At 68.2% G+C, this 14934-nt stretch carries 13 protein-coding genes; 9 read left to right on the plus strand and 4 right to left on the minus strand.

Annotated features, from left to right (window positions below):
* The first annotated feature begins 85 nt into the window (after positions 1-85).
* Both IC232_RS05040 and IC232_RS05045 read left to right on the plus strand, forming a co-directional pair.
* Entirely contained in the window at positions 86-1366 is a 1281-nt protein-coding gene (locus tag IC232_RS05040; protein ID WP_190843826.1) for an adenylate/guanylate cyclase domain-containing protein, read from the plus strand.
* 161 nt (positions 1367-1527) lie between these two features.
* Positions 1528-1944: a copper-binding protein gene (locus tag IC232_RS05045; RefSeq protein ID WP_246812037.1), complete on the plus strand. Its 417-nt coding sequence runs from the start codon at positions 1528-1530 to the stop codon at positions 1942-1944.
* A 610-nt stretch (positions 1945-2554) separates the two neighbouring features.
* Here the strand turns inward: IC232_RS05045 and IC232_RS05050 are convergent.
* From IC232_RS05050 to IC232_RS32830, 4 genes are all read right to left on the minus strand, one after another.
* Positions 2555-3247 carry an SCO family protein gene (locus IC232_RS05050; protein WP_312895109.1) on the minus strand — a complete coding sequence of 231 codons (693 nt, stop codon included), beginning with the start codon at positions 3245-3247 and terminating at the stop codon, positions 2555-2557.
* A 144-nt stretch (positions 3248-3391) separates the two neighbouring features.
* The gene (locus tag IC232_RS05055) at positions 3392-5800 is read right to left on the minus strand and encodes a heavy metal translocating P-type ATPase (protein WP_190843828.1); all 2409 of its coding nucleotides are present in this window, start codon (positions 5798-5800) and stop codon (positions 3392-3394) included.
* A gap of 139 nt (positions 5801-5939) precedes the next feature.
* On the minus strand, positions 5940-6104 hold the full coding sequence (locus IC232_RS05060) for a hypothetical protein (protein WP_190843829.1): 165 nt from the start codon (positions 6102-6104) through the stop codon (positions 5940-5942).
* A gap of 80 nt (positions 6105-6184) precedes the next feature.
* Positions 6185-6319 carry a hypothetical protein gene (locus IC232_RS32830; protein ID WP_281413347.1) on the minus strand — a complete coding sequence of 45 codons (135 nt, stop codon included), beginning with the start codon at positions 6317-6319 and terminating at the stop codon, positions 6185-6187.
* Between the two features lie 369 nt (positions 6320-6688).
* Between IC232_RS32830 and IC232_RS05065 the strand changes: the two genes are divergently transcribed.
* From IC232_RS05065 to IC232_RS05095, 7 genes are all read left to right on the plus strand, one after another.
* A complete protein-coding gene (locus IC232_RS05065; protein ID WP_190843830.1) occupies positions 6689-9292 on the plus strand; it encodes an NAD-dependent epimerase/dehydratase family protein in 2604 nt (867 codons plus the stop codon).
* Positions 9264-9467 (plus strand): hypothetical protein, encoded by a 204-nt coding sequence (locus IC232_RS05070; RefSeq protein WP_190843831.1) that lies wholly within the window; start codon positions 9264-9266, stop codon positions 9465-9467. Before IC232_RS05065 ends, IC232_RS05070 begins: the two co-directional genes overlap by 29 nt.
* The gene (locus IC232_RS05075; protein WP_246812038.1) at positions 9461-10732 is read left to right on the plus strand and encodes a family 1 glycosylhydrolase; all 1272 of its coding nucleotides are present in this window, start codon (positions 9461-9463) and stop codon (positions 10730-10732) included. Before IC232_RS05070 ends, IC232_RS05075 begins: the two co-directional genes overlap by 7 nt.
* Before the next feature lie 565 nt (positions 10733-11297).
* Entirely contained in the window at positions 11298-11579 is a 282-nt protein-coding gene (locus IC232_RS05080) for a hypothetical protein (RefSeq protein ID WP_190843832.1), read from the plus strand.
* Between the two features lie 924 nt (positions 11580-12503).
* Complete coding sequence (locus IC232_RS05085) at positions 12504-12905, plus strand: hypothetical protein (RefSeq protein WP_190843833.1); 402 nt, start codon at positions 12504-12506, stop codon at positions 12903-12905.
* A gap of 200 nt (positions 12906-13105) precedes the next feature.
* On the plus strand, positions 13106-13363 hold the full coding sequence (locus IC232_RS05090) for a hypothetical protein (protein ID WP_190843834.1): 258 nt from the start codon (positions 13106-13108) through the stop codon (positions 13361-13363).
* A 75-nt stretch (positions 13364-13438) separates the two neighbouring features.
* Positions 13439-14926, plus strand: coding sequence for a TolC family protein (locus IC232_RS05095; RefSeq protein ID WP_190843835.1), 1488 nt, complete (start codon positions 13439-13441; stop codon positions 14924-14926).
* Positions 14927-14934: the final 8 nt, after the last annotated feature.

The raw sequence follows: 14934 nt of genomic DNA on the forward strand, positions 1-14934 counted from the left end.
TGGATCAAAGCCGCCGCCTAGGCCGCCTACCCCACGGGTGCCGGTGCTCTGTCCGCGGGGCCCTCGCCGCCCGAGGAGCTCTGTGATGAGGTCGCACATCGACCGGAGCCTGGCGCACGCGGAGAAGGACACCGAGGCTCTCCTCGCCGTCCTGCGGCTCCTGGTGTTCTCCGCCATCACGGCCGTGTTCTGGGCCGGAGGCGCGCTGGAGCATGCGCACATGGCCATGTTCTCCTTTGTCGCCTTGGGAGCGTTCGCGACCGTGAGTCTGGTACTGGCCTGGATCGGCTTTTTTCGGCCCTGGCTGCCCTGGGTGTTCGCCACCCTCGACGTTGGCCTCCTCCTGCACTGCATCGGCCCGCTGGCCCTTGCGTTCGGAACGTCGGCGTCCGGCATCTTGGCCGCTCCAATCGCGTCTCTGATCTTCCTCCTCCTGGCGATTGCCGCGGTCCGGCACCGGCCCTACCTGGTCCTCTACACCGCAGGCCTGTACGTGGCGGGCTGGGCGGTGCTGTGGGTCGCGACCGGGACGCAGGCACCGGATGCCGCTTTCGTCTTGCCAGGGGAGATCACCCGCCTCTCCGTCGTGGCGCTCACGGCCGTCGTGCTGTTCGTGGCCGTGGGCCGGACGCGCCGGGCGCTTGCGGACGCCATCCGCGAGGCGCGGCTGCGCTCCAACCTGTCCCGCTTCTTCAGCGCGGGCATCGCCGACCAACTCGCACGCTTCGAGCCGGTGACCGCATCCTTCCGGCCGCAGCAGGCCGCCGTGATGTTCATCGACGTGCGCGGCTTCACCCCGATGGCCGAGCGGATGACCGCAGACGCGCTCGCCCTGTTCCTCAGCGAGTACCGCCGCCGGATGGCGGCGCCGGTGACGCGGCGGGGCGGCGTCATCGACAAGTTCATCGGCGACGGGATCATGGCCGTGTTCGGCGTGCCGCATCCGACCGAGGCGGACGCCGGCAATGCCGTCCAATGCGGCCTGGACATCCTCGATGCGACAGACCGCTGGAACGAAGAGCGCGCCGCGGCGGGACTCGGCCCTGTCGAGGTGGGGATCGGCATCCACTACGGCGAGGTCACCGCGGGAGCGCTCGGCGACGAGGAGCGCCTGGAGTTCACGGTTATCGGCGACACCGTCAACGCCGCCAACCGGATCGAGGAGCTCGCCGGCGCGCTCGGCGTTCGCCTTCTCGTGTCCGAGCCCGCCCTGCGGGCGGCAGGGCAGCTCGGGAACGGTGCCATGTGGGAGCCCGTGCCGGACCAGGCCCTGCGCGGCCGGCGCCAACCCCTCCGCCTGCTGCGGCAAAAGCCCCCCGCCGAGCTGCACCATTCCCAGCCCGACGTGGCCGTGGCGGCGTCATGAGCGGCGTGCCTCCCTTCACCCCGTTTCGACCCGACCCGACGGTTGGGGCCGGCGCCATCGTGGGCGCGCGCCGGCTGCGTTTGGCATCGAACCTTTCCGCGCCCGCGACACAGCCTTCACGCGACGTGAAGAACCGCATTCGACCACAACAGGAGATCCCGATGTCGAACCTCATCCTCGCACCGCGCCTGCGCGGCCCGGCCCTGAAGGCCCTGGTCCTGGGCGGCCTCGCCGCCGCGGCCCTGGCCCTGCCGGCGCACGCCCAGAGCAACTCCGGCGGCAACATGGGCAACATGCAGAACATGCCCGGCATGGGCGGCGGCAAGGCGCCGGCGGCCACGGCGGCGACGAGCGCCTCGGCGACCGGCACCGTCGAGTCGGTCAGCGCCCAGCAGCGCAAGATCAAGCTCAACCACGAGCCCATCCCGGCGTTCGGCTGGCCGGCCATGTCGATGGAGATGGCGACCGCGCCGTCGGTCGACCTCACCCAGGTGAAGCCCGGGGCCAAGGTGAAGTTCACCCTGAACAAGGGCACGGACGGCAGCTACACCGTTCAGTCGCTCAGCCCAGCGCAATAAGCCGTCCCGCCGGAGGCGCAGTGGCGTCTCCGGCCCCTCCCCCGGCCTGACCGGCAGCGGCCAGGGGCCGCGCCTTGTTCGCCCCGGGAGAGACTTTCTCCCTGCTGCGGTGCAAGACTCCCGCTGGCAGGCTCCCGCGCGTGTGCCAATGCGGCGAACCCACAGCTGAATGCGGGACGCAAACGGCACGAGTTCGTGCACGGCGTTCGCATGATCGGACTCATGGGCCCACCGCGCGGGAAACCCGCGCCACGCTGCGCAGGCCCTCCTCATGCACGGCGCATGACCGACATGGGCGCTCTTCGAACTGCCGCCCCTCTCAACCTCCAGAGCAGCAATGTCAGCATGTTGGGAGGTGGCGCGGTCGCTCGCGCCCTAGGGTGCCGTGGGCGCCAGGGATCTCGCGCTTCACCGTCCCGATCTACGAAGGCGACAAGGCGTAAGCGCGCGCGTCGGCCGGCGAGGCTTCCTATTCGCTGGGCCCGGCCGTCGGCGGCCTGTCAGTGCTGCGGCTTGGGCTTTCCTGCCTATGAGGACTGGGCAAAGCGGCACTTGGACCCGGTTGAGGATTCGTGCGGCGGGACGGAAATCGCCCGCACGGCAGCCGCGGTCAGAAAAAGGACCGCAGGCGCTCCCACAACGAAGGGCTTCGCTCCACGTCGTGGCGGTCGCGGTCATTCACCAGGGCGTTGATGTAGACGACCAGGTTCGTGGGTTCGAACTGCAGGCCGTGGAAGTTCGCGCGCCAGCGTCCCTCGCGGTCGATGACGTGGGTGACGATGCCATGCATCTGCATGCCGTCGGCAGTCTTGGTGAACTTGTGCCCGAACTGTTCCGCCAGCTTGCGGGTCGCCTCCTCGGGCATCCCGGGTGTGGTCGTCAGGAACGCCCAATTCCGTAAATCGAGCCCGCGCTCCGCACCGAAGGCGCTCAAGACCTCCGGCTTGTCACGGTCCGGGTCGGTGGTGATGGTCAGGAACTGCACCTGATCGCGCATCGGCGTGCTGTTCACCATGCCCTGGATCTCGGCGATCTTTTCAGTGTGGAGCGGGCACACGTCCGTGCAGCCCAAGTAAATGAAATTGACGATGACGACCTTGCCGCGAAGCGCGGAGAGGCGATGATCGTTTCCCTTGGCGTCCCGCAGCGTGAATTCCGGAGCGGGCCGGTCCTTCACCTCGAAGTACTTCTCCTTTTTGTGCATCTCGCCCTGGAGGCTGTCGAGCGAGTGCGCCGACGCAGGGTCGGCTGTGAGGCTGGCGAGCGCGACGGCGGCGACAGCGATGAGCGAAGGCAAGTTCACGATTAGGATCTCCACTTTGAAGTTTTCTGGGCCGGCGCGCTTGAGGTGGCGCCGAGGCCCGGGCAGAGGCATTGCGCTACCCGCGGCATCGGCAGCGGGGTAAAACTTGGTCGGCTCCCGCCCGCCGACGCCCGCGCCCGGGCATCAGATCCGGGCGACGCGGAGCCGCAGCGCGTTGGCGATCACGCTGACGGACGACAGCGCCATGGCCGCGGCGGCGATGATCGGCGACAGCAGGACGCCAAGGATCGGGAAGAGCACGCCGGCCGCTACGGGCACCCCGAGGGCGTTGTAGATGAAGGCCCAGAACAGGTTCTGACGGATGTTGCGCATGGTGGCCTGCGACAGCCGCCGTGCCCGCACGATGCCGTTGAGGTCGCCCTTGAGCAGCGTGACGCCGGCGCTTTCGATGGCCACGTCGGTGCCGGTGCCCATCGCGATGCCGACGTCGGCCGCGGCAAGCGCCGGGGCGTCGTTGACCCCGTCGCCTGCCATGGCAACCACCCGGCCCGCGGCCTTGTGGCGGTTGACCACGGCACTCTTCTCCTCCGGCAGCACCTCCGCCTCGACCTCGGTGATGCCGAGCCGGCGGGCGACGGCCTGCGCGGTGGTCCGGTTGTCGCCGGTGAGCATCACGACGCGGATGCCTTCGGCCTTGAGCCCGGCCAGCGCCTCGGGGGTCGTGGCCTTCACCGGGTCGGCGATGGCGATGGTGCCCGCGGCGCGTCCGTCGATGCCGACGAAGATCGCCGTGGCGCCCTCGCGCCGGAGTTCGTCCGCGGCTTGCGACAGGGGGGCGACGTCGACGCCCCGCTCCGCGAGGAAGCGGGCGTTGCCCAGCACCACGGCCCTGCCGTCCACCGTCCCGAGGGCGCCCTTGCCGGTGGGGGAATCGAACCCCTCCGGGTCGGCCAGGGCGAGGCGCCGCTGCGTCGCCGCGGCGACGATGGCCGTGGCGAGCGGGTGCTCGCTGGCGCGCTCGACGCTGGCGGCGAGGCGCAGGATCTCATCCTCCCCGAAGCCTGGCGCCGGCACCACCGCGGTCACGGCGGGCTTGCCCTCGGTGAGGGTGCCGGTCTTGTCGACAACGAGGGTGTCGACCTTTTCCATCCGCTCCAGCGCCTCGGCGTTCCTGATGAGAACCCCGCCTTGGGCGCCCCGCCCGACGCCGACCATGATCGACATGGGCGTGGCGAGCCCGAGCGCGCACGGGCACGCAATGATAAGCACCGCGACCGCGGCGATGAGGGCGAAGGAGAGCCGCGGCTCGGGGCCGAAGAAGAACCACGCGAGGAAGGCGAGCGCCGCGATCACGATCACTGCGGGCACGAACCATCCGGCGACCTGATCGACGAGCCGTTGGATCGGGGCGCGGGAGCGCTGGGCGTCGGCGACCATCTGCACGATGCGCGCGAGCATGGTGTCGCGCCCGACCCTCTCGGCACGCATGACGAAGCTGCCGGTCTGGTTGAGGGTGCCCGCCGTCACCTTGGATCCGGGCTCCTTGGTGACGGGCATCGACTCGCCCGTGACCATGGATTCGTCGACCGAGCAGCGTCCCTCCAGGACCTCGCCGTCGACCGGCACCTTTTCGCCCGGACGGACCCGCAGCCGGTCGCCGACACCGACCGCGTCTAAGGCGATCTCCTCGTCGACGCCGTCCGCACTGAGGCGCCGCGCTGTCTTGGGCGTGAGGTCGAGCAGGGCCCGGATGGCGCCGGAGGTCTGGTCGCGGGCCTTGAGCTCCAGCACCTGCCCGAGGAGAACCAGGACGGTGATCACGGCCGCTGCCTCGAAGTAGGCCGGGATGGCGCCGTCGGGCCCCCGCAGGGCCGCCGGGAACAGGCCGGGGGCAAGGGTCGCGACGGTGCTGTAGCCCCAGGCCGCGCCGACGCCGAGTGCGATCAGGGTGAACATGTTGAGGCTGCGCGCCACCACGGATTGCCAGCCGCGCACGAAGAACGGCCAGCCGGCCCAGAGCACCACCGGGGTGGCGAGGGCGAGTTGCACCCAGTTGGAGGCCTGCTGGCCAATCACGTGGGTGAGCCCCATCAGATCGCCGCCCATGGACAGGAGCACGACGGGAACGGTCAGGGCCGTGCCGATCCAGAACCGGCGCGTCACGTCGACGAGTTCCGGGTTCGGACCAGCATCCGCGGTGATGATGTCGGGTTCGAGCGCCATGCCGCAGATGGGGCAGGACCCTGGCCCGACCTGCCTGACCTCGGGATGCATCGGGCATGTGTAGATCGTGCCCTCCGGGACGGGCTCGTCGGTATTCTTGACGGCCTGCGGGGACAGGTAGCGGGCCGGGTCCTTTTCGAACTTGTCCCGGCATCCGGCCGAGCAGAAATAAAACGGGTGTCCGCCGTGCTGTGCCCGATAGGGCGTGGTGTGCGGGTCGACCATCATGCCGCAGACCGGGTCCTTCACGCGGTGCTCCGCGTCGGCGCCGGCTGGGTGCATGCCCGTGTCGGCCGGGCCGCCCAGGTGGGCGTGGACCGAAGCATCGTGGTTGCAACACGAAGCCGCCTTGGCTCGGTCGTGGGTCATGTGCGGTTTCCTTGTCGGCCAATGGCGCGAACCCGCGCGCCCGGTGAAAAAACGCCCGGTTCTGGGCTTCGATCCTTGGATGGCGCAGCCCCCCTGCCGCGCAGGCGCACAATCGGGCGGCGGCGATGGTGCCCCGGCCTCACTCGAAAAGCCGGGCAACGGCAAACAGCACGATCAGCAGGCCGGCCCCCAGGCACAGGGCCATCGCCCACGGGAAGCCGCTCGCCGCTGGCCGCTGGCTGTGGCCAAGCCTGCCACCCGTCTTGACGGCGGTTTTCGGATCGTGATCGGAGCTCGAACCCATGTGCTGTTCCTTGTTCAGGCTGTCGGGGTTTGTGGGAGCGACTTGTCTGACGATGAAGCCCAAGGGCTTCGACACCGCCCTCAGGCGTCCGGGTGCGGCGTATGGGATCCTGGACGCCGGACCCGGACAGGAGCCGGCGCGACGGTCGGGACGCGCGACCGCGCGATGGCCGCGAGGAGGAGCAGGAGGGCTGCCAGTGCTGATATGAGGAACATTGCCTTGCCTTCTCGCCGCGGGAGGCGGCGCATTCTCCCTGTTATTCGGAGGCGACGGCACGGTGGTTACACGCCTCACGCGCCTGTGAACGGTGGGCTCGCCGCGAAGGTGCTGGATTGGTGCCGGCCTGGACCTGGAGCTTCCCGCCGAGCCGTGTCGGCCGCTGGGCCGAGCCGCCATGATGCCCGCCGCAGGTTGCGCCGGCCGTTCTCACGCAGCCGGCAGAGCGGCATCGATCCAGCCATGGGGATGTAACCAATCGGCTCCTGCTGTCGAACTGGCACAAGACGCCTCCTCCCGCCTCGGCCGATCATGATCGTCGGCCTGGGGCCGGCGGCGGGGCACCGGATGCCGGGAGGAAGCACAGCATGGGCACGGAACGGGACATTGTCCTCATCACGGGCGCCAGCGGGTTCATCGGGCGAGCGCTCATCAGGCGCCTGGCCGACCGCTACACGCTCGTCGGGCTCGACCGCGCCGGCCCCCCGGATCCCCCCGCGCCGGCGCACGCCGTCGACTTCGACCTGAGCTCGGACGACAAGGTGAAGACGGCGCTCGACGAGGTGCGCCGCCGGTTCGGGGCGCGCATCGCGTCAGTCATCCATCTTGCCGCCTATTATGACGTCTCGGGCGAGCCCAACCCGCTCTACGACCAGATCACGGTCCAGGGCACGCGCAGGCTGATCGACGGTCTCCAGGCTTTCGAAGTCGGGCAGTTCGTGTTCGCCAGCACCATGCTGGTCCACAAGCCCACGGGGCGGCCCGACGAGACCATCAACGAGCGCTCTCCCGTCGAGCCCACCTGGGCCTATCCGGAATCGAAGGTCCACACGGAAGCCGTGCTGCGCGAGCGGCACGGCCGCATTCCGGTGGTCTTCCTGCGCATCGCGGGCGTCTACGACGACGTCGGCCACTCACCTTTCATCGCGGAGCAGGTGGCGCGCATCTATGAGCAACGGGTGACGGCGCACCTTTATCCGGGCATGCTTTGCGCCGGGCAGTCGTTTCTCCACATCGACGACCTCGCCGAGGCCATTCTCCGGGTTGTTGACCGCCGGCGCGCGCTCGCGCCCGAACTGCCGCTGCTGGTGGGCGAGCCCGACGCGCTCGGCTATGCCGAGGTGCAGAACATTGTCGGCCGCAGCCTGCATGGAGAAGACTGGGCGACAATCCGGATGCCCAAATCGCTCGCCCTGGCAGGCTCCTGGATCCAAAACGAGGTGTTGGGCGACGACGACTTCATCAAGCCGTGGATGGTCGAGCAGTCCAACGACCACTACATCCTCGACATCGCGCAGGCCCGGCGCCTGCTCGACTGGGAGCCGAAGCACTCCCTCCGCGGCACGCTCCCGCGCATCGTGGCCGCGCTGAAACGGGACCCGGTCGGCTGGTACAAGACGAACAAGCTCAACCCGGCGCTGGTCGCCTGGCAAGGCCCGCCGGCCCAAGGCCATGAGGCGGGCGGCCAGGGAACCGGCCATGCCGGGATGAGCCATGCCGACGGGATCGGTGCCGCGGCGGACGCCTGCGCGAAGCCCGGCATGGGCGGTCACGATCACATGGCGATGATGGAGGAGGACGCCCGCCGGACACGCTGGGCGCATTTCGCCAACATGGGCTTGGGCCTGTGGCTCGCGGCGAGCCCCCTCGTCTACGACGCGGTGACGAGCGAAACAGTTGGCGCAGCGGTGCGGGCGGTGACAGTCGAGCGCGGGCTGCCGTCGGTCGAGTGGCGGGCAGGCGTGCTGATGGCGAGCGACCTGGTCAGCGGCCTGCTCATCACCGTCTTCGCCGCACTGTCGCTGCACCGGCGGACGGCTTGGTTCGCGCCATGGGCCAACACCTTTATCGGCCTCTGGCTTCTGTTCGCGCCGCTCCTGTTCTGGAGCCCGAGCGCGGCGCAGTACCAGAACGACCTCATCGTGGGCGGGTTGGTCATCGCATTCTCCGTGATCGTGCCGATGATGCCGGGGATGAGCATGGCCGGCATGATGGACCCGAAGTCGGTTCCACCCGGCTGGACGTTCGGCCCGTCGACCGGGGCGCAGCGGCTGCCCATCGCCGCGATGGGACTCGTCGGACTTCTGATCGCGCGTATGCTCACCGCCTATCAACTCGGCCACGTCGATTACGCCTGGGAGCCGTTCTTTGCCGGCGACCTGGCAGACCCGAGGAACGGAACCGAGGAAATCATCACCTCCGCCATGTCAAAGGCCTGGCCGATCCCCGACGCAGGCCTGGGCGCGGTGGCCTACATGCTGGAGATCCTGATGGCGGTCATGGGAACCCGTGACCGCTGGCGGACCATGCCCTGGATGGTGACGTTCTTCGGCATTCTCGTGATCCCACTCGGGGTGGTGAGCATCTACTTCATCATCATCCAGCCGATCATGATCGGCACCTGGAGCACGCCGGCGCTCATCGCCGCGCTGGCGATGCTGATCATGATCCCGTTCGCCCTCGACGAGGTGATCGCGATGGGACAGTTCCTCTCCTGGGCCCATCGCCGGGGCAAGCCGCTGCTGCGCACGTTTTTCCAAGGCGATGCCGTGGAGGGCGGCCGCGAGGACACCTCTGACGCCCTCGCGAGCCCGGCCAAGTTCTGGGCGGACACAACCCGTGGCATCACGCTGCCATGGACACTGGCCGGCGCGATGGCCATCGGCGGGTTCCTGATGCTGACCCGTTTGGTCCTTGGCACCTCGGGCGCGATGGCGAACAGCGACCACGTCGTCGGCGCCCTGACGATCACGGTCGCGATCATCGCGACCGCGGAGGTTGCGCGCACTCTGCGTTTCATCAACCTGCTGTTCGGGGCGTGGCTCACCGCGGCGCCCTGGGCGCTGGACGGTGCCGATGCGACCGCCGCGTCAGTGAGCGTCGCTCTCGGGTTGGCGCTGATGGGCTTGAGCTTGCCGCGGGGCCGGCGCAGCGGGGAGCACTATGCGAGCTGGGATCGCTTTGTGCTGTGAGGCGGGGTTGCGGGAGGCGCAGATGCGGCTGACGGACAAGTGGGAGATCACCAGCACCGGCTGCGGGGTGGCGGAGCGGTTCGCGGCCGAGGGAAAGGCATCCCGCTGCGGCGGAGCCGTCCTCGCGGCGGACAGCAGCCACCGGGCCCAGCGGTTGGGAGGACCGGAATGCTGATTCAAGAGCGTCATGCCTCCCTCTCGCCAGTCCGCCGGCTGCCCGGGGCCGCCCATCGGTTCATGTTCGCGACCGGCATCGAGAACAGCTACCCGACGATCCTCGGGCGTGATGGCGCCACGCAGCGCGTCGACGAGATGGAGAAGACAGGGCATTACGGGCGCTGGCAGGAAGACTTCGCCCTGGTGCGAGACCTCGGCCTGGAGTACCTGCGCTGGGGGCCGCCCTATTACCGGGTCCACGCGGGGCCGGACCGCTACGACTGGTCCTATGCCGACGCGGCGCTCGCCGAGCTGCGGCGGCTCGGCATCGTGCCCATCGTCGACCTGTGCCATTTTGGCGTGCCGGATTGGATCGGGAACTTCCAGAACCCGGAGTGGCCGGAACTCTTCGCGGCCTATGCCGGCGCCTTCGCGGCGCGTTATCCGTGGGTCCGGTTCTACACGCCCGTGAATGAGATCTTCATCACGGCGACCTTTTCCGGCCAGATCGGGTGGTGGAACGAGCGCCTCACTTCAGACCGCGGCTTCGTCACGGCGCTCAAGCACTTGGTTCAAGCCAATCTCCTGGCGGAGGAGGAAATCCTGCGCGCCCGGGGGCCGCAGGGCACGTTTTTCATTCAGAGCGAGTCGACGGAATACTTCCACGCCGAGAAGCCGGTGGCCGAGGAGCGCGCCGACTTCCACAACCAGAAGCGCTTCCTGTCCCTCGACCTGTGCTACGGCGTCGACGTGCGCGCCTGCATGTACGAGTACCTCCAGGACCACGGGATGACCCGCGGGGAGTACCACTGGTTCATGCGCGCGGGCCGGGCGGTGAAGCCGTTCTGCATCATGGGCAACGACTACTATGTCACGAACGAGCATCTGGTGCCGGCACAGGATGGGCCGGTCACCGCATCCGGCGAAATCTTCGGCTACTACATCATCACCAGGCAGTACTACGACCGCTACCACCTGCCGGTGATGCACACCGAGACGAACCTGGCCGACGCGGAGCGCGCGCCGGGCTGGCTGATGAAGGAGTGGGCGAACATGGTGCGCCTGCGCCAGGATGGTGTGCCCATCATCGGCTTTACCTGGTACAGCCTGATCGATCAGATCGATTGGGACACGGCGCTGCGCGAGGACAACGGGCGCGTGAACCCGCTCGGGCTCTTCGACCTCGACCGGCGGATCAGGCCCGTGGGAGAGGCCTACCGGCAACTCGTGGCGGAATGGCGCGAGATCCTGCCCGCCGAGAGCCTTTGCCTGGGGATCGGCTGAGGCGAAGGGCGAGCCCGGGTGACGGTGCATGGGGCTCCTCCGCAGGCAAGCGGGCTGGTCCGGATGGCGTCGACCGCATTTCCCTGAGGTGTGATCGTTTAGCTCTGCGCTGCCGCGCTCACTCACTTGGATCCGGCTGCTTCTGGTGCCATTCGGGAAAGACCGATGGATCTGGCGCTTGTTCCGCAGCCGGAGCCGGCAAGGCAGAACCTGCCCGTGCTCTGCCCCGCAGAAACTTACAACGAACAGGCCGTCCTCGGATGCACCTCGGTCCGATGGCGTGGATCGGCAAACTGTAATGAGAGATGAAATGGGTCATGCCCAGCTTCTCAAATCACTGCCGCGCAGTGATCGCGCCGTCGGATGCTGAGGCCCTGCTGCCAGGCGCGAAGTCCCGTATCCCGGTCTCAGGTTGCCCTTCCGGGTGTCGGTGTGGCGACCATCGGATGCGCTGGAATGCCTGACACGTCGTGCGCAAGGCGCTGTAACCAAAAGGCCTTTCGCGCCGAACTTGAATATAGGAGCGCCAAGCTTGCGCTCCCAACAAGATCGGAGCCTCATTCCCATGAAACGCCTTCTCCTCGCGTTCGCCGTTGCGACGATCATTTCAGGTGCCGCGCAGGCCCAGCCTGCCATGTCCGGGCACCCTGCCACGTCCGGCTACAACGACGCGGGACAAGCCTACCCGGGCGCGCAAAGACCCTACCGCAGGCTGACCGGACGGTTTCCGGAGGGCAGCTTCCCCCCTGGATACAGACCGACGCCGCTGCAAGAGACCTTGGCCCGAAACGGAGCCGCGGCAGTCGACAACCAGCACTACAACAGCTGGCTCAAGCGCAACAAGTAGCGCAAGCGGCATGGGCGAACTTGGCCCGGGTGCGCCCGGGCCGCTGGACTGACCCAACCTGTAGGCACGCCCCATGATTCTGCTCGGCCGAGACGAGCGGCCACGGCCGGGCTGGCATCGGCGTGCGACGCGGTTCCAGCCCGCCTCCAGCGAACGCTTCGCATGTCCGCACTCCCTCCGAGCCGACGGTCAGGGGCGCGGAAGCCGGCCGGCATTGGATCGCCTCGCGCTGGCTGACTAGCCTGCTGTCGTTGCAGGCGGATCCCCGGCGCACTCAGGCAAGGAGAATGCAAATTCGGATCCACCCTTCTGCGGGCCCTCCACGGGCCGGCTATCGGGTCGAGGCTGTCCATCAGCCTGTCGGGTTAAGGCTGCCCGGCACACCAAGCCCATCATCTCCGCCAGCCCCAAGCATCATGCCCCTGTGACGGACGGATGAACGAGAAGGCTTGGGCGGCGTTTGGACTGATGGCGTGCTTGACCGTCCAACGACGTCGGGATGCATCATTGAATTCGTTGATGACGGGATGAACATGGCTGCCCGGCGCCCGCTTGACCACACGATTCTGGTCGTCCTCAAGGGAGGGCATGGCCCAGGACCGGCTGGAGGTGGCGGAGCACCTGCTCCAAGCACTCGAACCCCTTGAAGGCGAACCGCGCCCGGTTCGCTGTTGGGAAACGCATATCTGCAGGTTGCCCAGCCCTGGAGAGGGCGGCGGCCTCCGCACCAGCCCCACAGGGTATTGACCTTGCCACCGTGGCAAGGTGCAGAGAAGCCGGGATCGCAGCTGAGGCAGGGATCCTGATGTTCTGCCGTCACCCCCCCCGACCAGGAATGCCGCAGGCATTCTGTCCAGCCACACCTTGTCGAATCCAACCTTTCGTGACACATATCCATTTCCGACGAATTGGAGCGTTTTCCCCTTGCGGCTGATGGGCGCCATCATTGTTGCTCTGCTTGCAATCACCATGGCGATCATTCCGATCTCCGTGCCGCAGGCGGCCGCGTCGGCTGGAAACCACCACGCCGTCAGGGTCGACGCCGGGCACGAGCATGCCGCCGTCGACGGGGATCACGAGCACGCCGATGAACTGGCGTCGCCCCACGAAGCTGCCCTGGGTGCTTCGACCGATCACCATCAGGGCTTTCAGGATTGCTCCGGCCCCGTTTGCTGCAGCATGAGCACATGCCACGCCTTCCAGGAGAGTGCGGCCCCCACCGTCTACTCCCCGACCGTCTCTCAGGCTCCTATGATTGTGGCCGGTGATGAGCAGGTTGGCGGCATCACCACGGGCGGCCTCGACCGCCCCCCGCGAACCGTCTGAGCCAGGCGCGGGCCATCAGGCCCGCACGAACCGGCGTGCCCGCTCCTGAGAGCCGGCTGCGACCGCCCTGAAGCTCGAACCGGTCACCCTTCCCAGAACGCGATCAGAACGCCAGGCCCGTGATGGATGGACCCTTGGTCCGCCAACACCCGGCCCCGTTTCAGAACCGCCCTGTGGAGGTCCGCCCGGAGACGGACCCCATGATGAAGCTAATCCCCTTTGTCGTCCTTGGCCTCGGCCTTGGCGCATGCGTGCCCACCACCCTTCCCACTTACTTGGCCGCGCCCGCCGATCCTTCCATCGGAACCCGCAGCCCGGGCTATGCCTCCGTCACGGCGGGCGTGCGCAGCTACGACGTCGTCGAGCCCGGCGACTGGCGTGAGCTCAACCGGCGTGTGGCGCCAGAGGGCGATCCGGAGCGGGGCGACTCCGACGACGCCGCCCGGCGCGGGCGGTGACCCATGACTGGACCAACAGGCACATCAGCCGCCAGGGGGCGGCGCGCCAACGCACGCGCTAAGGAAGGCAAGACAATGAACAAACAAGACGGCAAGGGGACATCCGGCCAGCGCCTGAAGCTGCTTGGAGGGGTGGCCGTTACCCTTTTCCTGGGCGGCTGCGTCTCGTTCTCGCCCGACGCGGGGCTCTCGGTGGCGCAGAACGTGGCCTACACCGAACTCAACAAGGACGTCGTCAAGGTTACGAACGAGGCCGAAGCGATTGCCACCCAACAGCGGGCCGAGGAGTTGCTCCGCCGTCCGCTCACAGCGGACAGCGCCGTGCAGATCGCGCTGCTCAAGAACCGGGGTCTGCAGGCGGACTTCAACGAGCTTGGCGTCTCGGAGGCCGAGTACGTTCAGGCGACGTTGCCCCCGAACCCGACGGTGGCCCTGTCGCGCCTCGGCGGCAGCCTGGAGTTGGAGATCGAACGCCAGATCGTCATCGGACTGTTCGAGCTCGCCACCCTGCCGGCACGCGCGGCCATCGCCCAGCAGCAGTTCCGGGCGGCCCAGTTCCGCACCGCGGAGGCCGTGCTGCGGCTCGCGGCTGAGACGCGCCGGGAATACTATCGCGCGATTGCGGCCAACCAGCAGGTCGCCTTCACGCAGCAGGCGCTCGGGACGGCGGAGACCGCCTCGGAACTCGCCAAGCAGCTTGGCGAGAGCGGCTCGCTCAACAAGCTGGAGCAGGCCCGCGAGCATGCCTTCTACCAGGAACTCGGAGCCCAGCTCGCCCGCGCCCGGATCGAGCAGAAGGTCGCCCGCGAACGCCTGATCCGGCAGCTCGGGCTGTGGGGGCGGGACATTGAATTCCGTCTGCCGAACTCGTTGCCGCCGCTGCCGGCCCGCATTGCCTCGGCCAAAGACATCGAGCGTCAGGCGCTGGAGAAACGTGTCGACCTCCAGGCCCTGCGCAACGATCTGACCGGGGTCGCGAGCCAGTTCGGGCTGACCAATGCCACGCGCTTCGTGACCGACGTCGAGCTCGCCGGCCTGTCCAGCTACGAGCGCTCCACGTCCGTCTTCACCGAGGACGGCGAGACCGTGGTCGAGAGTGAACGGATCAAGCGGCGCGGGCTGGAGGTCGAGTTCACGATCCCGATTTTCGACTTCGGCGGCACCGCCGTTCGCAATGCCCAGGAAACCTATATGGCGGCAGCCAATCGCCTCGCCGAGCGCGCCGTCAATGTGCGCTCCGAGGCGCGCGAGGCCTACCTGCGCTACCGCGGCAACTACGACCTCGCCCGCCACTACCAGAGCCGGGTTCTGCCGTTGCAGAAGCGGATCCAGGACGAGGCCCTGCTCCAGTACAGCGGCATGCTCGTCGACGTGAGCCAGCTCATCCTCGACGCCCGGGCCCGCATCCTCAGCAACGTCGACGCCATCAACGCCCGCCGCGACTTCTGGATCGCGGACACCGACCTCAAGGCCGCCCTGATCGGCGGCGGGGTCGGCGGCGGCGAAGGCGGCGAGACCACCACGGCCGCGGCCGGCGGCGGGGCCGCCGCCGGCGGACACTGAAATCCTAG

The sequence above is a fragment of the Microvirga sp. genome (genome assembly GCF_014699075.1).
Taxonomy (GTDB): domain Bacteria; phylum Pseudomonadota; class Alphaproteobacteria; order Rhizobiales; family Beijerinckiaceae; genus Microvirga.

Coding starts and splice junctions, on each gene's coding strand:
- IC232_RS05040 (WP_190843826.1), top strand. CDS start 86: ATGAGGTCGCACATCGACCGGAGCCTGGCGCACGCGGAGAAGGACACC.
- IC232_RS05045 (WP_246812037.1), top strand. CDS start 1,528: ATGTCGAACCTCATCCTCGCACCGCGCCTGCGCGGCCCGGCCCTGAAG.
- IC232_RS05055 (WP_190843828.1), bottom strand. CDS start 5,800: ATGACCCACGACCGAGCCAAGGCGGCTTCGTGTTGCAACCACGATGCT.
- IC232_RS05060 (WP_190843829.1), bottom strand. CDS start 6,104: ATGGGTTCGAGCTCCGATCACGATCCGAAAACCGCCGTCAAGACGGGT.
- IC232_RS32830 (WP_281413347.1), bottom strand. CDS start 6,319: ATGTTCCTCATATCAGCACTGGCAGCCCTCCTGCTCCTCCTCGCGGCC.
- IC232_RS05065 (WP_190843830.1), top strand. CDS start 6,689: ATGGGCACGGAACGGGACATTGTCCTCATCACGGGCGCCAGCGGGTTC.
- IC232_RS05070 (WP_190843831.1), top strand. CDS start 9,264: ATGCGAGCTGGGATCGCTTTGTGCTGTGAGGCGGGGTTGCGGGAGGCG.
- IC232_RS05075 (WP_246812038.1), top strand. CDS start 9,461: ATGCTGATTCAAGAGCGTCATGCCTCCCTCTCGCCAGTCCGCCGGCTG.
- IC232_RS05080 (WP_190843832.1), top strand. CDS start 11,298: ATGAAACGCCTTCTCCTCGCGTTCGCCGTTGCGACGATCATTTCAGGT.
- IC232_RS05090 (WP_190843834.1), top strand. CDS start 13,106: ATGATGAAGCTAATCCCCTTTGTCGTCCTTGGCCTCGGCCTTGGCGCA.
- IC232_RS05095 (WP_190843835.1), top strand. CDS start 13,439: ATGAACAAACAAGACGGCAAGGGGACATCCGGCCAGCGCCTGAAGCTG.